The sequence below is a fragment of the Streptomyces sp. NPDC005017 genome (genome assembly GCF_042873115.1).
In the GTDB taxonomy this organism is placed as follows: domain Bacteria; phylum Actinomycetota; class Actinomycetes; order Streptomycetales; family Streptomycetaceae; genus Streptomyces.
Map to the genome: position 1 here is coordinate 1 of NZ_JBIALD010000001.1, position 22,052 is coordinate 22,052.

Consider the following 22,052-nt stretch of genomic DNA (forward strand, 5'->3'; position numbering starts at 1 on the left):
GAGTTGCCTGCGCGTCACGATCGCCTTCCTACCCAATCCCCGTTACCAGGAGACCCGGATCGGCAAGATTGATCACGACATCACACAGTCCCTAGGGCCCTTCTGATGGACCTCCGCGGCGTCGCGATCGGCGAGCGCCCACTTCGTGCGTGCCAGTGCCAGCGGCCCGAGCGGCAGCGGCACCCTCTCGGTCAACTTCAAGATCGCGGGGCTCGGTGACACCGTGACGACGACCGTCACGGCTTCCGCCAACGCCACCGCCACCTACGCCTGCCAGAACAACGGCGGCAACTTCCCGAGCGATCCCAAGAAGACGCAGGCCAGCGGCCCCGTCAGTGCCAGCGGTGACTTCACCTCCGGCAAGAACGGCCAGGTCACCGGCTCGCTGACGCTGTCGCCGCCGACGAGCACGCTCACCTGCCCGGGTGGGCAGCGCGTGGTCCTCGTCGCCGTCAGCTACACCAATGTGTCGGTTTCCGCCGCAGGCTCCAGCCAGGGCATCCCCGGCACGTTCTCCCGGGTCTTCTTCCAGATCTGATCCGCACAGCGCTCAGGGGGAACACCCTGCCCGGCCGGACGGCTCCGGCCGGGCAGTCGTACGCGCGGGTCAGGGCACTTCCGACACCCTTGTCCCGCACAGCAGTTGACGGTCCGGGCCCAACTGCCGCTCGGGGCCGGTCAGTCGCAGCCGGGCGTGATGGAGGGTCTGCGCGCTCGACGGGCCCAGCCGCAGCTCCAGTTCGCCGGGCTCGACGATCCGCCGCCCCCGGGCGTCCGTGAAGGACGACAGATCGGCGTGGAAGCGGAAGGTCACCCGGGCCGCCGCGCCCGGCTCCAGCTCCAGCCGCCGGTAGCCGACCAGACGGACGTCGGGGCGGGTGACCGAGGCCACCGGGTCGTGCAGATAGAGCTGGACGACCTCGGCGCCGGCCCGCTCTCCCGTGTTGCGGACGGTGAGCGACAGCTCGCAACCGCCGTCCGTGGCCAGGTCCGTGCCACCGGCGAAGTCGCTCCAGTCGAACGACGTGTACGAGCAGCCGTGCCCGAAGGCGTACAGCGGGGTCGGGTCCAGGCTGCTGACCCCACCGGCCAGGCCCAACGGAGGCTGGAGGTAGGTCCAGGGCTGTCCGCCGGGGCCGCGCGGGACGCTGACAGGGAGCCGCCCGGAGGGGTTCACGCGGCCCGAGAGCACACCCGCGACGGCCGGGCCGCCCTCCTCACCGGGGAAGTGGGCCTGCACGGTCGCCGCCAGCCGGCCCTGCCAGCGGCCCAGCGCGTAGGGGCGCCCGGTGAGCAGCACCAGGACCACCGGGACGCCGGTCGCCAGCAGCGCGTCGAGCAACTCGCCCTGCACACCGGGCAGTCGCAGATCCGCCACGTCGCAGCCCTCGCCCGAGGTGCCGCGTCCGAACAGGCCCGAGCGGTCGCCGAGCACCGCCACACAGACGTCGGCCTCGGCCGCCCGCGCGACCGCCTCCTCGAAGCCGCCGGTGTCCGGGCCGTCGACCCCGCAGCCCTCGGTGAACGTCAGCTTGGCGTCCGGGAGTTCACCGCGCAGCGCCTGGAGGACCGTCGGGACGGCGATGCCCATCGGCACCTCCGGGTGCTGCACACCCACATGGGAGGGGAAGGAGTAGCAGCCGAGCATCGCCAGCGGGTCCGTCGCCCGGGGGCCGACGACCGCGATCCGGGTGTCCGGGGAGAGCGGCAGCACCCCGTCCGGGTTGGCGAGCAGGATCACCGACTCCTCCGCGAGCCGGCGGGCCAGCGCGCGGTTCGCCGCCGAGTCGAGGTCGACCGGCCCGGCCGGCTCCGGCCGCCAGTCCTCGTCCAGCAGGCCGAGTTCGCACTTCTGGAGCAGCACCCGGCGGGCCGCGCGCTCCACCAGCTCCGCGGGGACCGTGCCCGCGCGCACGGCCTCGGCGAGCGGCGCCCCGAAGCAGTCCAGGGTCGGCAGTTCGACGTCGACGCCCGCGGCGAGGGCCGTGTGCGCGGCCTGGGCCGGGTCGGCGGCCACCCGGTGCAGGGTGCGCAGGAAGTCGACACCGAAGTAGTCGGAGACGACCGTGCCGGTGAACCCCCATTCCTCCCGCAGGAGTTCCGTCAGCAGCCGGGCGTCGGCGGTGGCGGGCACCCCGTCCGTCTCGTTGTACGCGGCCATCACCGACCGTGCCCCGCCCTCGCGCAGGGCCATCTCGAAGGGCGGCAGCGTCACATCGCCGAACTCCCGCACCCCCGCCCGCACCGGGGCGAGGTTGCGCGCCCCCGCCGAGGAGGCGTACCCGGCGAAGTGCTTGAGCGTGGCCACGACGCCCGCCGACTCCAGGCCCCCGACGTAGGCGGCGCCGATCGTGCCGACCAGGTACGGGTCCTCGCCGATGGTCTCCTCGACCCGGCCCCAGCGCGGATCGCGTACGACGTCCAGGACCGGCGCGAGACCCTGGTGCACCCCGACCGAGCGCAGGTCGTGCCCGATGCGCCGGGCCATCTCCGCCACCAGGGCGGGGTCGAAGGTGGCGCCCCAGGCGAGCGGCACCGGGTAGGCCGTCGCGCCCCAGGCGGTGAACCCGGCGAGGCACTCCTCGTGGGCCAGGGCCGGGATGCCGAAGCGTCCCGCGGCGGCGATCCGGCGCTGGGCGGCGGCGAGAGAGCGGGCGCCCGCCACCGGCTCGACGGGGGCGGTGCCGAAGGGGCGGGTGAGCTGGCCGAGGCCGCGGGTGATCAGCTCGGCCCAGTCCTCGTCAGTGAGGCCGGCGCCCATCTGGTCCTGGAGCGGGGCGACACCCTCGCCGTCGGTCCCGGCGCCCACCCAGACGCCGTACAGCTGGGCGGTCTTCTCCTCCAGGGTCATCCGGGAGAGCAGGTCGGTGACACGGTCGGCGGGAGGCAGGGCGGTGTCACGCCATGCGGCGGTGGTCATGAGACTCCTGTCGGGGTCGAGTGGTTCACTTGCCGCCCACTCCCATCAGGCCGCTGACCAGCGCGCGGCGCGCCACCAGATAGACGGCGAAGACCGGGATGCCGGAGAGGACGACCGAGGCGAGCAGCGCGGGGACGTCGACCCCGAACTGGCTGACGTAGGTGAAGAGTCCGAGCGTGAGGACCCGGGGGCCGTCGGACTGGGTGAAGATCAGCGGGAAGAGGAAGCCGTTCCAGGCCTGGAGCGCCGAGTAGATGACGACCGTGCCGATGCCGCCTCTGGCCAGCGGGATCGTGAGCCGGAACAGCATCCTGAGCGGGCTCGCCCCGTCCAGCGCCATCGCCTCGTACAGCTCCTCCGAGATGTCCCGGAGGGTGCCGACGAGGACCAGCACCGAGACCGGCATGGCGAACGCGGCCGTCGGCAGGATCACCGCGAGCAGGCTGTCGTAGAGGCCCAGTTCGGCGATCAGCAGGTACAGCGGCACGACCACGGCCTGCGCGGGGATCGCCACGCCCATCAGGAACAGCCGGAAGGCGGCGCCCGACCAGCGCGTCCGGGTGCGCACGGCGGTGTAGGCGAGCGGCACGCACAGGCCGAGGACGATGCCGTCCACGCTCACCGCGACGATCGCGGTGTTGGCCAGCAGATGGCCGAATCCGTTGTTCAGGACGGTGTTGTAGTTGTCGAGGGTGGGCTCGGTGGGCGGGGTGAGGGGGTTGCCGGTGAGGGCCTGTTCGGGGCCGGTCAGGGACGCGGAGAGCATCGCGTAGACCGGGATCAGCACGATCACCAGCCAGATCAGCGCGCCCGCGCCGGCGACCGGGTTGGCGCGGCGGGTCCAGTGGCGGCGCCCGCGGCGCGGTCCGTGCGGGGGCGGCGGCGCGGGACCCGTGGCCTTCGCCGGGCGCGGCAGCGTGTCGTGGGACACCTCGTCACATCCCTTCGCGGGTGCTGCGCATGCCGCCGAAGCCGGTCAGCCCGACCAGCAGCAGGGACAGTCCGGTGGCGGCCAGCACCAGGAAGGAGGCGATGGCGCTGGCGTAGCCGAAGTCGTACGTCCGGAAGCCCGCCTCGTACATCAGGTACGGCAGGATCGCGGTGTCCGTGCCGGGGCCGCCCCTGGTGAGGATCAGGACGGTCTCGAAGTACGTGAGGGAGCCCACGACGATCAGGACCGTGGAGGTCGTGAAGGTGTGGCGCAGCTGCGGCAGCGTGACGGAGAGGAACTGGCGGTAGCGGCCGGCGCCGTCGATGGCGGCCGCCTGGTAGAGGACCCGCGGGATCTGGCGGGCGCCGCCCTGGTAGATCAGCGTGTGCAGCGGGATGAACTGCCACCCGCCGACGAACACGATCGCCAGGAAGGCGCCCGAGGACGAGCCGAGGGTGTCCTGCCGGATGACGCCGAAGTTCGGGTCGAGCAGGGCGTGGAACAGCACCGCGACCGCGGTCGAGGACAGCAGCAGCGGCACGAAGAACACCGCCGACAGCACCGCCCGGTTGCGCTGCGGGCCGGCCGCCCAGACACCGAGCAGCAGCGCGACGACCGTCTGGAACAGCCAGCTGGCCACGGTGAGCAGCACGGTGAGTTTCAGGGACTGGCCGAGGCGGGGGTCGTCGAGGAGCTTGCGCCAGTTGTCCAGGCCGACCGGGACCGGGTCGCCGAGGCCGTCCCAGGACGTGAAGGACAGATAGAGGGCGAGGGCCATCGGGACCACGGCGAAGAAGGCGAAGAACAGCACGCCGGGCAGGGCCCAGGCGGCGTGCGGGCGGCCCGCGCGGACGGGGCGGTGGGCCCTCGTCCGCGCGGCACCGGCCCGGGAGGTGTCCGCGCCGGGCGCGCCCGGACCTGCGGTGCCCGCGGTGGAGGTGCCCGTCCCGGGGGAGTCCGGTCTCGTGGCGGTCACTTCAGGCCCTTGCAGGCGGACACGAACCGGTCGGGCGAGGACTTGCCCGCGAACAGTTTGCCGATCTCCGTGAGCATCCGGGTGCCCAGCTCGTCGCCGAGGGCCTGGTCCCAGGAGAGCGTGAAGGCGGGGGCCTGCTCGACCGTCTCGTACTGGAAGCGGGCGTACCCGGGGTTGGGCGCGGAGGCCAGCAGCGCCGAGGCGCCGGAGGTGGTCGGCACGTCGCCGTTGGCGATGAGGTCCTTGGCGTACGCCTCGGAGGCGCACTCCCTGAGGAAGGCGATCGCGGTGTCCTTGTTGCGGGCACGGGCGTTGACGGACCAGTAGTTGGTGGGGTTGCCGACGACGTTGCGCGCGTCCCCGGTGCCGCCGTCGACCTGGGGGAAGGCGGCCCAGCCCAGGTCGCTCCCGGCGAAGTCGGGGAACTTGCCGAGCTGAGTCGAGTACTCCCAGGAGCCCATCAGATGCATGGCGGCCCTGCCCTTGGCGAAGACGGCCGGGGCCCCGCCGTTGACGTACGACACCGAGGTGAACCTGGAGCCGAAGGCGCCGTCGTCGATCAGCTCCCTGACCAGTTCGGCGGCCCTGAGGACGGCCGGGTCGCCCCAGCCCTCCGCGTCGCCGTCCTGGATGCGCCGGAAGACCTCCGGGCCGCCGATGCGGTCCACCAGGTACTCCAGCCACATCAGTTCCGGCCATACGTCGGAGCCGCCGAGCGCGAAGGGGGTGATGCCGGCCTTCTTGAGCTTGGCGTTGTTGTCGAGCAACTGGTCCCAGGTGGTGGGCGGCTGGAGCCCGTGCTCGGCGAAGACGGCCTTGTTGTAGAAGAGGATCACCGGCTGCATACCGCGCATCGGGATGCCGTAGTGGCGGCCCTCGAGGTCGCCCGCGGCGAGCACGGCGGGCAGGAAGCCGTCCTTCAGGACCGGGTCGGACTCGATGACGCCGGTGAGGTCGACCAGCCTGCCGGCCTCCTCGTACGCCTTGATCGACCCGCCGCCCCAGTTGAAGAACAGGTCGGGGGCGCCGGGCGAGCCCATGGCCGTGCGCAGCTTGGGCGAGTAGTCCGAGCCGGGCACCTTCTCCAGCCTGACCCTGCCGCCCGCCCTCTTCGCCGCGGCCGAGGCGTTGAACCGGTCGACGGCGGCCTGCTGCACCTTGACCGCGTCGTCGCCGTAGACGAGGGCGGTGAGCGTGTCGCCGCCCCCGCCCGCACCGCCGTCGCCGTCGCCGCAGGCGGCCAGGGCGGAGCCGAGCAGCGTCGCGGCACCCGCGCCGAGCACTCGGCGCCTGCTGAACGTGCGTCCGCCGTGGGACGGAGTGGTGGACCCCATGACAGCACCTCTCCCGGAGAGTCGAACGAAAGGAATGGCGAAAGATTCGAGCTGAATCACGAATGTTCCGGGAACGTATGGCGGCAGGAGGGGTCCGTCAAGACCGCGCGCAGCGATACGATCGTCGGCATGACAGCTCCGGAATCCGCCGAAACCCAGATGGCGGCTCGCTCGACGCAGACCGCGACCCTCGCCGAGATCGCCCGCGAGGCCGGTGTGTCCGCCCCGACTGTTTCGAAGGTCCTCAACGGGCGGGCCGATGTGGCCCCGGCGACCCGGCTGCGTGTCGAGGAACTGCTGCGGACCCACGGCTACCGGCGCCGCCGTGCCGAGGCGAGCCGCTCCCCGCTGATCGACCTGGTCTTCCACGAGCTGGAGAGCGCGTGGGCGCTGGAGGTGATCCGGGGGGTGGAGAACGTGGCCCGCGACGCCGGGCTGAGCGTGGTCCTCTCCGAGATCGCCGGGCGGCTCACCCCCGGCCGGACCTGGGCCGACCAGGTCGCCGCCCGCCGCCCGCACGGTGTGATCCTGGTGCTGTCCGAGCTGGACGAGTCCCAGCGCGCGCTGCTCACCAGCCGCTCGATCCCGTTCGTGGTGATGGACCCGGCGGGCGACCCGGGCGCCGACGTGCCCTCGATCGGGGCCACCAACTGGCAGGGCGGCCTCGCGGCCACCCGGCACCTGGTGGAACTCGGCCACACCCGGATCGGCGCGATCAGCGGGCCCTCGCGGATGATGTGCAGCCGCGCCCGGGTCGACGGCTACCGGGCCGCGCTGGAGACCGCCGGGCTGCCGGTGGACCCGGAGCTGATCGTCACCGGCGACTTCCACCACGAGTCCGGCTACCGGCTGGGCCTTGAGCTGCTGCGCCGCCCCGACCGGCCCACCGCCGTCTTCGCGGGCAACGACCTCCAGGCGCTCGGCCTGTACGAGGCCGCCCGTGAGCTGGGGCTCCGGGTTCCGGAGGACCTCAGTGTGGTCGGTTTCGACGACCTGCCGGTGGCCCGCTGGGTGGGGCCGCCGCTGACGACCGTGCGGCAGCCGCTGACCGAGATGGCCGAGGCGGCGGCCCGGCTGGTGCTGGAGCTGGGCCGCGGCGACGACATGGCCCCGGCCACGACCCGGGTGGAGCTGGCGACCAGCCTGGTGGTGCGCAGCAGCACGGCCGGGCCGGGCGGGGCCGGGGGCGGGACGCCGGGGGCCTGAGGCGCGCCGCGGGGCGTACCGCGCGGGGGTGGGACGACGGGGCCTGTGGCGCGCCGCGGGGGAGCGGGGCCTGAGGCGCGCCGCGGGGCGTACCGCGTGCGGGTGGGGCGACGGGGCTTGAGGCGCGCGGCGGGGCGCGCCGACCGGTACGGCCGGGACCCAGGTGGCCGGAAGTTGACGTATTGACGGGTGGATCCGGCCCTCCACACTCCACCGAAGCCAATCGGTTGCACCACCGAAACATTCGACACTTTCGGGGGCGCCCGCAATGCGCTCCACCCGACCGCGATTTCTGAGATCAGGCCTCGTGTCCGCCCTGACCGGCCTCACCGCGCTCGGCGCGCTGCTGTCCGCCGCGCCGGGCGCGCAGGCCGCCGGCACCCCGCTGCGCGACCTCGCCCCCGACCCCCGGCACCGGCTGCACGGCGGCCTACGGCGTGGTCAACCAGTGGAACTCCGGCTTCACCGGCCAGGTGAAGATCTCCTGTGCCGGTGCCGCGCTGTCCTCCTGGAAGGCGACCTGGGCCTTCGGCGCCGGACAGAACCCCACCCGGGCCTGGAACGCCCACTGCCCCCAGTCGGGCGCGGCCGTCACCTGCACGAACGCCTCGTACAACGGCACGGTCCCCGACGGCGGTTCGGTGACCTTCGGGTTCAACGCCTCCTGGAACGGCGGCAATCCGGTGCCGTGGTGTCCCTGGGCTGAACCCCGGCCCCGGAAGATGAGATTCTCCCTAGAAATCCCGGAGTGACGTTCCCGCCCGTAATATTTCGGACGTACGTTCCTGTATGTGACGGGTCACCAGGAGAACGGAACCACCGGGAACGAGGACGAGGGCGCGAGAGCGGGCCGGCGGTCGGCAGTGCTGAGGACCGCCGGCCTCACTCTGGCGGGAGCGCTGCTGCTGGCCGGTGCCACGGCCGCCTGGGCGTACTGGCGGCTGAGCGACAACATCACCGGCGTCGACATCGACCAGGCCCTCGGCGACGACCGTCCGCCCAGACCCATGACGGCCCCGTCCGTGTCACCGTCCGGCCCGCCCGTGCCGAGCGGCGCCCTGAACATCCTGGTCCTCGGCTCGGACACCCGCACGGGCGCGGAGAACCGGCGGCTCGGCGGCGGGGAGGGCGGTGGCGGCCGCTCCGACACCGCGATGATCGTCCATGTCGACCCGGGCCGTACGTCGGCCACGGTGGTCAGCATCCCGCGCGACACGCTCGTCGCCCGCCCGTCCTGCCCGCTGCCGTCCGGCGGCGAGAGCGCGCCCCGCGAGGCGGCGATGTTCAACTCGGCCTACGAGTTGGGCGGGCCGGTGTGCGCGGTGAAGACCGTCGAGCAGCTCACCGAGGCCCGGATGGACCACTACGTCGAGCTGGACTTCGCCGGGTTCGCGGCGCTGGTCGACGCGGTCGGCGGGGTCACCGTCACCACCGGCGAGGACATCGACGACGAGGACAGCCATCTGGAGCTGGCGGCGGGCACCCATCTGCTGGACGGCGAGCAGGCCCTGGCCCTCGCCCGCACCCGGCACGGCGTCGGCGACGGCAGCGACCTCGGCCGCATAGGCCTCCAGCAGCAGCTGGTCACGGCCCTGCTGGCGCGCATCTCCGAGGGCGGCCTGTTCACCGACCCCGCCCGGCTCTACCGGGTCGCCGACACGGTGACCGGCAGTCTGACCACCGACACCGGCCTCGACTCGCTCACCGAGCTGACGGGTCTCGGCCGCAGCCTCGCGGGACTGTCGGCGGACACGGTCGAGACGGTCACCATGCCGGTCGTCCCGGCGCCCTGGGACCGCAACCGGGTGGTCGCGGACGAGCCCGAGGCAGAGCGGCTGTGGGAGTCCCTGCGCTGAGAAGGCGCTTCCGGAAGGGCCTGGCTCCGGTGGGTGCGGGGCGGCCCCCCTCCGGGCGGATTCGAGGCGGGTGCCCGCCCGCGCTCCGAGGGGTGCGCGCGTCCTCCCCGCGGGTGCGTGCGAACCCGTTCGCCATGCGCGCGAAAAAGATTCTGGCGACGATGTCGATCCGGCCGTCTCCCGTTCGACGCATGGGTGAGAGCGGGGACGGACCCCGCCCGGAGACACGAGGAGTCACCATGCCCCGCTACCTGTCCATGGTCCGTATCCAGGAGGGCACCATCGACATGGCGTCCGCCGACCCCGGCTTCGAGCAGCGCATGGGCGCCCTGTTCGAGGAGATCACCAAGGCGGGCGTGATGCTGGACACCGCCGGGCTCAAGCCGACCGCCGAGTCCACCCGGATCACCTGGTCGGACGGCGAGCTCTCCTGCACCGACGGCCCGTTCACCGAGACCAAGGAGGTCGTCGGCGGCTACGCGCTGATGCAGTGCAAGGACATGGCCGAGGCGGTCGAGTGGGGGAAGCGCTTCCTGGAGGTCCACCCCAAGGAGTGGCTGGTGGGCCTGGAGGTCCGCGAGGTCGAGGAGCCCGGGCTCTGAGCCCACGGCCGTTGTCGGTGCCGTGTGCTGTCATGTGAGACGTGACGGCACACAGCACGGACGGGGCCGGTCCGCCGGGCTCGGTGGCCCGGACCCTCGACACCGTCTTCCGGCTGGAGTCCGCGCGGATCATCGCCACGGTCGCGCGGATCGTCCGGGACGTCGGCATCGCCGAGGAGATCGCCCAGGACGCGCTGCTCGCCGCCCTGGAGCAGTGGCCCGCGGAGGGCGTCCCGGACCGGCCGGGCGCCTGGCTGACGGCCACCGCCAAGCATCGCGCGGTCGACCTGGTGCGGCGGCGCGAGACGTACGCCCGCAAGCTCGCGGAGGCCGGCCGCGAGCTGACCGAGGCGTCGCACGACCCCGAGCCCTCGGGCCCCGGGGACATCGACGACGACGTGCTGCGGCTGATCTTCACCGCCTGCCACCCGCTGCTGTCGGCCGAGGCCCGCACCGCGCTGACCCTGCGGCTCGTCGGCGGTCTGCGCACGGACGAGATCGCCCGCGCCTTCCTGGTGCCGGAGGCGACCGTCGCGCAGCGGATCGTGCGGGCCAAGCGGACCCTGGCGAAGGCCGGGGTGCCCTTCGAGGTGCCGTACGGCGAGGACCGGGCGGCCCGCCTCGGCTCGGTCCTGGAGGTCATCTACCTGATCTTCAACGAGGGCTACGCGGCCACCACGGGCGACGACCTGCTGCGCCCCGCCCTGTGCGAGGACGCGCTGCGGCTCGCCCGGGTGCTGGCCGCGCTGACGCCCAAGGAGGCCGAGGCGCACGGTCTGGCCGCCCTGCTGGAGTTCCAGGCCTCGCGCACGGCGGCGCGGACCGGCCCCGAGGGGGAGCCGGTGCTGCTCGCCGACCAGAACCGGCGGCTGTGGAACCGGCTGCTGATCCGGCGCGGTTTCGCCGCCCTGGAGCGCGCCGTCGAACAGGGCGGCGCCCTCGGGCCGTACGCCCTCCAGGCCGCCATCGCCGCCTGCCACGCCCGGGCCGCGGCCTATGAGGAGACCGACTGGGCGCGGATCGCCGCGCTCTACGGGATGCTCGCCGCCCGCGCCCCCTCACCGGTGGTCGAGCTGAACCGGGCCGTGGCCGTGTCGATGGCCGAGGGCCCCGCCGAGGCGCTGCGGATCGTCGACGCCCTGGCCGCCGAACCCGCCCTGCGCGGCTACCACTTGCTGCCCAGCGTCCGCGGTGACCTGCTGGGGCGCCTCGGCCGTACGGACGAGGCGCGGGCGGAGTTCGAACGGGCCGCGGGGCTCGCGCGCAACGAGCGGGAGCGCGAGCTGTTGCTGCGCCGGGCGGGGGAGTTGCCGTAGAGGGGACCTCGCGGGACATTCCGTAGATCATGTTAAGTTCCCCCCGACCACAATAATTTCATACGTTTTTCATGATGTGGGGGAACGTGAAGATGCAGACGCATGCGCTCATGCGCGGCGTCGGGGGAACCATCGCAATCGCTCTCAGCTCCGCACTCGCGGTCGGGCTGCTGCCCGCCACCGCGACGGCGGCCGCCGACTCGCCGGCAACGGACACCCGGAAGCTGACCACTTCCGGGAACGCTCCGCTGACCGAACGGCAGGCGCGGGAGCAGGCCGTACGCACCGGCCGAAGCGTGGAGGTCACCGCACTGCGCGGTGAGAGCACCGAGGTGTTCGTAACCCCCGAAGGGGATCTGGAGAGACGGGAGCACCTGCGTCCCGTCCGAGCCCGGGTCGACGGCGAATGGAAGCCGGTCGACACGGAGCTGGCGCCGACCGGCCACGGCACGGTCGCGCCGAAGGTGGCGACGATCGGGCTGGAGTTCTCCGCCGGTGGCACCGAGGTGCCGCTGGTCCGGATGGACAAGGCCGGCCGGCGGCTCGCGCTGTCCTGGCCCGGCACACTGCCCGCGCCCCGGCTGGACGGCGCCACGGCGACGTACCGCGACGTCCTGCCGGACGTCGATCTGCGGATGGGCGCGCAGGAGGACGGGTTCACCCAGCTGCTCGTCGTCAACAGCGCCCAGGCGGCGGCCAGTCCGGCGCTCGCCGAACTGCGGCTGAAGCTGGCCGCCGACGGCATGGACGTGAAGGAGACCGCGGGCGGCGGCCTGGCAGCGGTCGACAAGGGCGCCGGGAACGCGGTGTTCGAGGCGCCGAAGCCACTGATGTGGGACTCCAGCGGCGGCGCACCTGTCAGCGGCGACAAGACCGCCATGGGCAGGACGGCAGTCACCGGCGGGGCGGCCACCGCGCCGCAGCGCCGTGGCATCGGCCCGTCCGTGGCCGCCGCCGCGGCCGACACCGGCCCCGGCGAGACCGCCAAGCTCGCCCCGGTCGGCGTGGAACTGCCGCCCGGCGGACGCGAGCTGGTGCTCACGCCCGACGCCGACGTCCTCAAGGGCAGGAACACCGAGTACCCGGTCTTCATCGACCCGCAGTGGTACTCGCCGCGCGCGACCTCGTGGACGATGGCGTCGAAGTACTGGGCATCCTCCCCGCAGTGGAAGTTCAACGGCAAGCCGGACGCCGGCATGGGCTACTGCAACTGGGACTACTGCGCCCCGAACGACACCAAGCGCCTCTTCTACCAGGTGCCCACCTCCGCGTACGCGGGCCGGACGATCCTGTCCGCCGAGTTCGTGGTCCGCAACACCTGGTCGGCGTCCTGCTCGGACCGCGAGGTCGAGCTGTGGCGGACGAAGGGCATCTCCTCCTCGACCACCTGGAACTCGCAGAACGAGTCCGGCTTCTGGATCAAGCAGCTGCGCTCGTCGTCCTTCGCGTACGGCTTCAGCGGCTGCGCCGCCAAGGACGCCGAGTTCGACGTGAAGGCGGCGGTGCAGGAGGCCGCGAACGGCAAGTGGTCGTCGATGACCTTCGGCCTGCGCGCCGGCAGCGAGAGTGACCGGTACGGCTGGAAGCGCTTCTCCGACAAGGCGTTCCTGCGGGTGAAGTACAACCGCCCGCCGCCGCAGGTGAAGATGTCGCAGCTCACCATGGAGTACGGCGGCACCTGCAAGCCCCACACCAGCGAGCCCCGGGTGCGCACCCTGGGCAAGATCTACGCCAACGGCGTCACCGACCCCGACGGCGACAACATCGCGGTCGAGTTCGAGGCGGCCTGGGACGCCGGTGACGGCAAGGGCTGGACCGCCCGCTGGAAGCCCGCCCTGACCTCGTACAAGAAGTCCGGCTCCGGCTTCTCGGTCGCGCTGCCGTCCTCGATCCCGAAGAACAAGCGGGTCAGCTGGTCCGTCCGGTCCTACGACGGGGCGCAGTACTCCCCGTGGTCGCACTCCGGCACCGCGACGGGCTGCTACTTCGTCCAGGACAACAGCGTGCCCAAGGCGCCCTCGATCTCCTCGGGCCACTACCCGGCCTCCGACCCGGAGGACCCGGAGGACCCCTGGTACGACGGCGTGGGTCAGTACGGCGGCTTCGCCCTCGACTCGCCCGAGACGGACGTGGTCCGCTACCGCTACGGGTTCAACACCGACCCGTCCGGCTCGACGCAGATCACCACCAGCGGCGGTGCCGGGAAGTCCGTGCAGCTGCTGCCGTCCAGGCCGGGCCTGAACTTCGTCACGGCCCAGGCCTTCGACGCCGCGGGCAACGGCTCCGAGATCCGCACCTACCAGTTCCGGGTCAAGGCGGGTCAGCCCGACCGCGCGGCCTGGCGGCTCGACGAAGGCGCCGGCGCCGCGAAGGCGGCCGGCACGACGGCCCCGCGGACCGTGCGCCTCACCGGCGGCGCGGCCCTCGGCGCCGAGGGCCGCAAGGGCACCGCCCTGCACACCGACGGCAAGTCCGGGTACGCCGACTCCGACCTCACCGTGGTCGACACCTCGGACAGCTTCTCCGTCGCCGCCTGGGCCCGGCTCGACAGGATGCCCCCGGCCGCGGCGATCATCGCCGCCCAGCCGGGCAACCACTCGCCGGGCTTCGAGCTGTACTACTCCCAGTACTACGACCGCTGGGTGTTCAACCAGTACACCGCCGACACGGCCGACGCCTCCGTCGCCCGCGCCATGGCGGCCACACCGGGGGACGCCAAGGCGGGGGAGTGGACCCATCTGACAGGGGTCTACGACGGCAAGGCCAAGCAGCTACGGCTGTACGTCAACGGCAAGCTCTCCGGCTCCACCGCGTACAGCACCGCCTGGGAGGCCCGCCGGGGCCTGCGGATCGGCGCGGGCAGCTACAACGGCAAGCCGGGCGCCTACTTCCCGGGCACGGTCGACGACCTGAAGATCTTCGACCGCGCCCTGAGCGCCGCCGAGGCGGCACGGCTCCAGCAGGACCAGGAGCTCACCGGCGGACGTCCCGCCCGGGCGGTCTTCCCGCTCGACGAGGCCGCCGGCGCCACCGAGACCGCCGGCGCGGCTCCCGAGCAGCCGCTGACGCTGAACGGCGGTGCCACGGCGGGCGCCGAAGGGGTCGCGGGCCGTGCCCTGACCCTGAACGGCAGCACCGGCTACGCGGCCACCGACCGGCCGGTGCTCAACACCGCCGGTTCCTACGCGGTCTCCGCCTGGGCGAAGCTCAATCCGGGCGTGACCGGCAACCGCACGGTGGTCAGCCAGAACGGCACGTACTACAGCCCGTTCTATCTGTCCTACGAGGCCTCGCCGAACACCTGGAGCCTGCGCACCTCGCTGGAGGACGTCCAGGCGGGCAACATCACCGAGCAGGTGGTGCGGGGCACCCAGCCCGCGCGGCCCGGTGAGTGGACCCACCTGGTGGCCGTCCACGACGCCACCGCCCGGCAGATCCGCCTCTACGTCAACGGGCGGCTCCAGGGCACCGACGCGGCGCCGAGGACCTGGGAGGCACAGGGCGCCCTCCAGATCGGGCGGGCCGTCTGGACGGGCAAGATCGTCGACCACTTCCCCGGATCGATCGACGACGTACGGCTCTTCGACCGGCCCGTCGCCGACGACGAGGTCCGCCAGATCTTCCAGCAGCGGCCCCTCGTCAAGAGCCGCTGGAACTTCGAGGAGACGGCCGGCACCTCCACCGTCACCACGCCCGACGCGGTGACCGGGGGCGGCGCGCTCACCCTGGGTGGCGGCGCGAAGAAGTCGGACTCCGCCTTCATCGACTCCGGCAGCCTGGACCTGGACGGCGTCACGGGCCACGCGGCGACCACCGCGGTCCCCGTCGACACCGGCGCCAGCTACACCGTGACCGGCTGGGCGCAGGCCGCGGCCGTGCCCAAGGGCGGGGTCACCCTGCTCAGCGCGGAGGGCTCGTCCCAGAGCGCGTTCGCCGTCCGGTTCGTGCCGGACGCGAAGCCCGAAGGGCCCGGCCGCTGGGAGCTGGCGGTGGCCGACCAGGACGGCGCGGACGCGACCGTGGTGCGCGTGGAGAACAGCGAGTTCTTCGACGTACGCGACTGGAACCACCTCGCCGTGGTCTACGACGGCTTCGCCAAGCAGGCGAGGCTGTACGTCAACGGCAACCTCCAGGCGGTCTCCTGCGGCGACGCGGACGGCGACGGCGAGGCCGACCAGGGCGGCTGCGCCGAGCGGGTCTCCTGGGCGGAGAACACGCTGGCCTTCAAGGCGGCCAAGTCCTTCCAGATCGGCCGCGCCAAGTCCGGTACGGGCTACGGCGAGTACTTCCCGGGTCTGGTCGACGACGTGTGGGCCTTCCAGGGCGCGCTGACCGACGAACAGGTCGAGAAGCTCGCCGCCACGTGGTTCGACCTGCCGACCGAGGTACCGGGCGCCTGACGCCGCCCGCACTTCCTTCTCTTCCTTCACCGGCCCGCCCCGCTCGGGGCGGGCCGGTGACCTCCCACGAGGATTGACGATCACTCATGTCTGGAACATCCAGGTCGCGACTGCGTAAAGCGGTCCGACGACGGGTGGCGCTGACCCTGTCCGCCGTCATGGTGGGCTCGGTGCTGCAGACCGCGGCCGCTTCCGCGACCACCCCCGACGCACGGTACGACCTGCCCGGCCTGCCCTCGGCCGAGAAGCCCGTCAAGGGCGAGGACGTCCTGAAGGCCGAGCCCCGCGCGCTCACCCGGGAACCGAGGACGCCCCGGACCAGGCCCAGCGCGGCCTGGCCGAAGGAGGGCGCGGACCTGGTCGACGTGACCGGCCCGCGCACGAGCGGCCGCCTCGCGCGCTCCGCCGCCGCGACCGCTCCCGCCTCCGTCACCGCCCGTGTCCTGGGCCGTGCCGCGGCCGAGCGCGCCGGGGTGAACGGCGTGCTGTTCACGCTCGACGCGGCCGGCGGCAAGGGCCGTACGCCCGCCTCGGTCGGGGCGAGCCTGAACTACTCCTCCTTCGCCGAGGCCTACGGCGGCGGCTTCGGCTCCCGCCTCACCCTGGTCCGGCTCCCCGGCTGCGCCCTCGACCGGGCCGGCAAGGGGATCAGGGCCAAGTGCGGCACGGCGACGCCCGTCGAGACGGTCAACGACACCGAGCGGCGCACCCTGACCGCCCCGAAGCTCGCCCTGCGGTCCTCCGGTCCGACCCTCTTCGCGGCCGTCGCGGCCGCCGAGGAGACCGCGGGCAAGGGCGACTACACCGCCACCCAGCTGTCCCCTTCGGCGACCTGGGACACCGACCTCAACACCGGTGACTTCAGCTGGTCCTACGACATCCCCGTGCCGGACGTCCCGGGCGGGCTGTCACCCGACCTCGGGGTGTCGTACCAGTCGGGCCGGATCGACGGACGGACCGGCACCACCAACAACCAGTCCTCCTGGGTCGGTGACGGCTTCGACCTGTGGTCCGGCTACATCGAGCGGCGCTACAAGCCGTGCGCCGACGACGGGCAGAAGGCCGCCGACGGCGTCAACAAGCCAGGCGACCTGTGCTGGGGCTACGACAACGCCTTCATCACCTTCAACGGCAAGGGCGGCGAACTCGTCCCCACCGGCGCCGACGACTTCCGCTTCAAGCAGGACGACGGCACCCGCGTCAAGCGCCTGCGCTCCGACGACCGGGGCAACGGCGACAACGACGGCGAGTACTGGCGGCTGACCGCCCCGGACGGCGTCCGCTACTACTTCGGGTACAACCGACTGCCCGGCTGGGCCACCGGCAAGGAGACCACCGACTCCACCTGGACGGTCCCGGTCTTCGGCGACGACGCCGACGAGCCCTGCCACAAGGCGGCCTTCGCGGACTCCTGGTGCCAGCAGGCCTGGCGCTGGAACCTCGACCACGTCGAGGACCCGCACGGCAACGCGATCGCCTACTACTACGACCAGGAGAAGAACTCCTACGGCCGCAACCTCAAGGCCAAGGACGACACCCGCTATGTGCGCGGCGGCTCCCTGGACCGTATCGAGTACGGCCTGAAGTCCTCCGACGCGTACACGGCCAAGGCGCTCGCCCGGGTCGACCTCAGCACCTCCGAGCGCTGTCTGCCGGACTCGAAGACCACCTGCGCCGACATCGGCAAGGACGCCTTCTACTGGTACGACACGCCCTGGGACCTCAACTGCGACGAGGGCAAGGAGTGCGACAAGGGGCGGCTGTCCCCGGTCTTCTTCACCCGCAAGCGGCTGACCGGCATCACCACCGAGGTGCTCAAGGGCGACGCCCCCGCCAAGGTCGACTCCTGGACGCTGGGCCACCGCTGGGGCAAGGCCGACATCGACTACCAGCTGCTGCTGGACTCCATCCAGCACACCGGGCACAGCGCGACCCCGGCGATCACCCTGCCGAAGACCACCTTCGGCTACACCCAGCTCGCCAACAGGCTCGACAGGACCGGTGACGGCTACGCGCCGTTCATCAAGTCCCGGCTGTCCACCGTCGCCGACGAGTACGGCGGCCAGGTCGACATCAACTACTCGGCGCCCGTCTGCTCCTTCGACGCGCTGCCGGTGCCGGAGAAGAACACCACCCGCTGCTTCCCGCAGTTCATCGGCGGCGACGCCGACGACGCGCCGGAGAAGCAGTGGTTCAACAAGTACGTCGTCACCTCGACGACCAAGACCGACCGCACGGGCGGCGCGCCCGACGCGGTGACCCAGTACGAGTACCTGGGCGGCGCGGCCTGGCACTTCGACACCGACGACGGCCTGACCAAGCAGAAGCACAAGACGTGGTCGCAGTGGCGCGGCTACGGCCAGGTGCGGGTCAGGTCCGGCGGCCAGGGCGGCGCCATGAAGTCGCAGGCGGACACGTACTTCCTGCGCGGCATGGACGGCGACCGGGAGAACACCTCCGGCGGTACCAAGGACGTGTCCGTCACGCTCGGCGCCGGTGAGGGCGACCCCATCGCCGACCACGAGTCGACGGCGGGCTTCGCCTACAAGACCGTGCAGTACTCGGGTGTCGGCGGCAAGGTCCTGTCCAGGACCGTCAGCAGGCCCTGGTACCACCAGACCGCCAAGAAGACCCGCGACTGGGGCACCGTCACCGCGAATTACTCCGGCACCGCCCGGACCTCGTCCTGGACCTCCCTGGACGCCGGCGCGGGCTCCTCGTGGAAGACGACCGCGACGGAGACGGAGTACGACGACGCGACCGGCCGGGTCACCCGCGTCGACGACCTCGGTGACACCACCACCGCGAGCGACGACCGCTGCACCCGCACCACCTATGTGCCCGGCGACCTCGACCTCGTCGCCCGCACCGAGACCGTCCTCGGCAACTGCTCCCGCACGCCCGACCGTGCCGAGGACGTCGTCTCCGACGTCCGGACCGCCTACGACGGCGGCGAGTACGGCGCCGCGGCGACCAAGGGCGACGCCACCGCGTCCGCGACCCTCAAGAGCCACGACGGCACCACGGCCACATACATCGAGTCCAAGGCCACCTTCGACTCCTACGGGCGCCGTCTGACGACCACCGACCTCACGGCCGACGTGAAGTTCACCGGCACCGGCGCCCCCGTCCGCACCGCCCGCAAGGACGGCCGCACCACGACCACGGCGTACAGCCCGGCCACCGGCATCCCGGCGAAGCTCACCGAGACGACCCCGCCGGCCACGCCGGGCGTCGCCTCCACGGCCCAGTCCACGGTGACGGAGTTCGAGCCGCTGCGCGGCCGCCCGTCCGCCCAGGTCGACCCCAACGGCAAGCGCTCCGAGTTCGCGTACGACGCCCTCGGCCGCTCGCACAGGATCTGGCTGCCCGACCGGCGCACCGGCCAGACCCCCAACTACGAGTTCGGCTACTTCGTAGACGAGGGCAAGCCGGTCGCCATCCGCACCCAGACCCTCGACGACAACGGCGGCCAGCGCGCCTCGTACGTCCTCTACGACGGTTTCCTGCGCGAGCGCCAGACCCAGAGCCCCGGCCCGAACGGCGGCCGTGTCCTCACGGACGTCTTCTACGACGAGCGGGGCCTCGCCGCGCGGTCGTTCGCGCCCTACTACAACGACCAGGAGGCCCCGAACCGCGGCCTGTTCAAGCCGGCCGACGCGCTCACCGTCGAGACCCAGACCTGGCACACCTACGACGGGCTCGGCCGCGAGACGGAGACCCGGGACGTCGCCGGCAACGGTGACGGCGGCGCGGTCCTCGGCATCACCCGGCGGATCTACGGCGGCGACCGCACCACCGTGATCCCGCCGGAGGGCGGCACCGCCACGACCGCGATCGCCGACGCCGGCGGCCAGGTCACCGAGCTGCGCCAGCACCACACCCGCAGCGCCGACGCCCCCTACGACACCACCCGCTACGCCTACACCGCCAAGGGCCAGCTGGAGAAGGTCACCGACCCGGCGGGCAACGTCTGGAAGTACGGCTACGACCAGCGCGGCCGGGAGACCCGCACGGAGGACCCCGACCGGGGCACCACCATCCGCACCTACGACGACCGCGGCCTGCTCACCACGACCAAGGACTCCCGCGACACGGTCCTGGCGCACGTCTACGACGGCCTCGGCCGGCAGACCGAACTGCGCGACGGCTCCGCCACCGGCGCCCTGCGCGCCAAGTGGACGTACGACACCGTCAGCGGTGCCAAGGGCCTGCTCGCCGAGGCCACGCGCTACGCCGGCGGCGCCGCGTACACCTCCAAGGTCACCCAGTACGACCAGCTCTACCGCCCGGTGCGCACCGCGCTCGTGGTCCCCGAGAAGGAGGGCGCCCTCGCCGGCACGTACCAGACGGGCACCGCCTACAACCCGTCCGGCCTGGTCAAGGGCGTGAGCTGGTCCGCGGCCGGCTCACTGCCGGGCGGCGGCTACTCGTACTCCTACGAGGCGGACACGCTGCGGCCCGTCTCGGTGCTCGGTGACGGCTTCACGGCCGACACCAGCTACTCCAGCACCGGCAAGCCGCTCCAGCACAAGATGTACGGCAACGCGGCCGGTGCGAAGCCGGTGCAGGTCACCAACACCTACGAGTGGGGCACCCAGCGCCTGGCGACCTCGCGGGTGGACCGCCAGGACGTGGCGGGCGTCGACCGGTTCAACACCTACCGGTACGACGAGGCGGGCAACATCCTGTCCGTCTCGGACACCTCACGCTCCGGCACCGACACCCAGTGCTTCCGCCTGGACCACCTCCAGCGCCTGACCGAGGCGTGGACGCAGGGCACCAAGACCTGCGCCGCCGCCCCGTCCGGCGCCACGGTGGGCGGTCCCGCGCCGTACTGGCAGTCCTACGGCTACGACAAGTCCGGCAACCGTCTCACCGAGACCCGGCACGACCTCTCGGGCGACAGCGCCAAGGACACCGAGCGCGTCTACGCCTACCCGGCGCCCGGCAGCGCCCACCCGCACGGCCTGGACTCGGTCACCACCCGCCGCCCCGACGGCACGTCCACGAAGGAGTCGTTCGACTACGACGAGACCGGCAACACCACGGTCCGCCCCGGCCAGTCGCTGGAGTGGGACGCGGAGGGCCATCTGGCCAAGGTCACCGAGTCCGGCAAGGTCACCGAGTACCTCTACGGCGCCGAGGGCAGCCGCCTGATCGCCCGTACCGGCTCGAAGACCACGCTGTACCTCGGTCACACCGAGCTGACCCTCACCAAGGGCGCCGACAAGCCGAAGGCGACCCGCTACTTCCCGCTCGGCGGCGGTCACCAGGCCGTCAAGTCCGACGACGGCTCGGTGGCCTTCACCATCGCCGACCACCAGGGCACCGGCCAGCTCGCGGTCGACGCCGCCACCCAGCGGCTGACCCAGCGCCGCACGCTGCCCTTCGGCGGCGCCCGCGGCACGGCGGCGGCGGACTGGCCCGGCGGCAAGGCGTTCGTCGGCGGCACCGACGACTCGGCCGACACCGGCCTGACCCACCTCGGCGCCCGTGAGTACGACAGCGCGACCGGCCGCTTCATCAGCGTCGACCCGGTCATGGACCTCACGGACCCGCAGCAGCTCAACGGCTACGCGTACGCCGAGAACTCGCCCGTCACCTTCAGCGACGCCAACGGCCAGTGGAAGTGGCTGGACGACCTCGTCGACAAGGGCAAGAAGACCACGTCCGGCTTCTGGAACGGCGCGGTCGACGGCTACTACGACTTCTCCGAGAGCGTCTACACGGTCACCGACCGGCTCGGCTGGACCGACAACAACGCCCAGAAGGTCAAGAACGACCGCGCGGGCAAGGGCCCCTTCAGCGTCTACAAGGCCGTGCGCGGGCCGGAGTACAGCGGCGCCTGGTACAACGTCGCGCACTGGATCGGGAAGTTCCTCGTCCCGTTCATGCCGGGTGCCTCCGGCGCGGGCGGGGCGGCGAAGGTGGCCTCCAAGCCCGGCACCGTGGCGAAGGTCGTCAAGGGCGCGCTCGGGAAGCTGTTCTCGGGCGCGGCGAAGAAGGCGGAGCAGCCGAGGGTGGCGCCGCGGGTCACCCCGCCGCCGCGGGTCAGCCCGCGCGGCGCGGGCGGCAAGAGCGCGCCCGTGGTGGAGGTCCAGAAGGCCCCCGCGGGCTGGACGCACGCCGAGCAGATGGAGAAGGCGTCGTCGCAGGTCGCCGGGTTCGCCCTCAGGAACTACTCCAGGAGCAAGAAGGGCAAGACCTACGTCGGTGGCTACAACACCGAGACGGGGGACATCGCCCTCGCCCAGTCCGGCGGATGCAAGCCCGGCCCCAGCTACTGCGCCGAGGGCAATGTCGTGCACGCCCTCGGAGGCGATCCCACGAAGGTGCGGTTCACCATCGCCTACACGGTGAAGGAGGAGGTCGGCGGCCACCTGGTGGCGGTGATGAAGGAGGTGTGCAGGAGGTGTCAGGTGGACTACGGGTCCCCGTTCCAGTTTGAATCGGGCGCCGTTCCTCAGGAGGGCGGCATCTGGTTCCACCAGTTCTTCTAGGGAGACGC

11 protein-coding genes and 1 pseudogene are annotated in these 22,052 nt (G+C 72.3%); 8 read left to right on the forward strand and 4 right to left on the reverse strand.

Features of this window, described 5'->3' with window-relative positions:
* Window positions 1-145: 145 nt before the first annotated feature.
* On the forward strand, window positions 146-538 hold the full coding sequence (locus ACFYR0_RS00005; RefSeq protein WP_389319710.1) for a hypothetical protein: 393 nt from the start codon (window positions 146-148) through the stop codon (window positions 536-538).
* Window positions 539-607: 69 nt separating this feature from the next.
* On the opposite strand, the gene ACFYR0_RS00010 is transcribed toward ACFYR0_RS00005, so the two are convergent.
* The 4 genes from ACFYR0_RS00010 to ACFYR0_RS00025 are packed head-to-tail and all read right to left on the reverse strand — an operon-like array spanning window position 608 to window position 6,161.
* Window positions 608-2,920 (reverse strand): glycoside hydrolase family 3 N-terminal domain-containing protein, encoded by a 2,313-nt coding sequence (locus ACFYR0_RS00010; RefSeq protein ID WP_389319713.1) that lies wholly within the window; start codon window positions 2,918-2,920, stop codon window positions 608-610.
* A gap of 25 nt (window positions 2,921-2,945) precedes the next feature.
* Entirely contained in the window at window positions 2,946-3,851 is a 906-nt protein-coding gene (locus ACFYR0_RS00015) for a carbohydrate ABC transporter permease (RefSeq protein WP_389319716.1), read from the reverse strand.
* Between the two features lie 4 nt (window positions 3,852-3,855).
* Entirely contained in the window at window positions 3,856-4,827 is a 972-nt protein-coding gene (locus ACFYR0_RS00020; RefSeq protein ID WP_389319719.1) for a carbohydrate ABC transporter permease, read from the reverse strand.
* A complete protein-coding gene (locus tag ACFYR0_RS00025) occupies window positions 4,824-6,161 on the reverse strand; it encodes an ABC transporter substrate-binding protein (RefSeq protein WP_389319722.1) in 1,338 nt (445 codons plus the stop codon). The genes ACFYR0_RS00020 and ACFYR0_RS00025 overlap by 4 nt, the downstream gene beginning before the upstream one ends.
* A 129-nt stretch (window positions 6,162-6,290) precedes the next feature.
* Between ACFYR0_RS00025 and ACFYR0_RS00030 the strand changes: the two genes are divergently transcribed.
* The 7 genes and pseudogenes from ACFYR0_RS00030 to ACFYR0_RS00060 all read left to right on the forward strand — a co-directional run bounded on the left by ACFYR0_RS00030 (window position 6,291) and on the right by ACFYR0_RS00060 (window position 22,044).
* Window positions 6,291-7,367, forward strand: a complete 1,077-nt coding sequence (locus ACFYR0_RS00030; RefSeq protein WP_389319725.1) for a LacI family DNA-binding transcriptional regulator — start codon at window positions 6,291-6,293, stop codon at window positions 7,365-7,367.
* 404 nt (window positions 7,368-7,771) lie between these two features.
* Window positions 7,772-8,119 (forward strand): annotated as a pseudogene (locus ACFYR0_RS00035) (cellulose binding domain-containing protein); the annotation flags it as partial.
* Between the two features lie 39 nt (window positions 8,120-8,158).
* Complete coding sequence (locus tag ACFYR0_RS00040; protein WP_389319728.1) at window positions 8,159-9,223, forward strand: LCP family protein; 1,065 nt, start codon at window positions 8,159-8,161, stop codon at window positions 9,221-9,223.
* 239 nt (window positions 9,224-9,462) lie between these two features.
* Window positions 9,463-9,825: a YciI family protein gene (locus tag ACFYR0_RS00045; RefSeq protein ID WP_389319731.1), complete on the forward strand. Its 363-nt coding sequence runs from the start codon at window positions 9,463-9,465 to the stop codon at window positions 9,823-9,825.
* 41 nt (window positions 9,826-9,866) lie between these two features.
* Window positions 9,867-11,141: an RNA polymerase sigma factor gene (locus tag ACFYR0_RS00050; protein ID WP_389319734.1), complete on the forward strand. Its 1,275-nt coding sequence runs from the start codon at window positions 9,867-9,869 to the stop codon at window positions 11,139-11,141.
* Window positions 11,142-11,233: 92 nt separating this feature from the next.
* A complete protein-coding gene (locus ACFYR0_RS00055) occupies window positions 11,234-15,541 on the forward strand; it encodes a LamG-like jellyroll fold domain-containing protein (RefSeq protein ID WP_389319737.1) in 4,308 nt (1,435 codons plus the stop codon).
* A gap of 86 nt (window positions 15,542-15,627) precedes the next feature.
* Complete coding sequence (locus ACFYR0_RS00060; protein ID WP_389319740.1) at window positions 15,628-22,044, forward strand: RHS repeat domain-containing protein; 6,417 nt, start codon at window positions 15,628-15,630, stop codon at window positions 22,042-22,044.
* The last annotated feature ends 8 nt before the right edge of the window (window positions 22,045-22,052 follow it).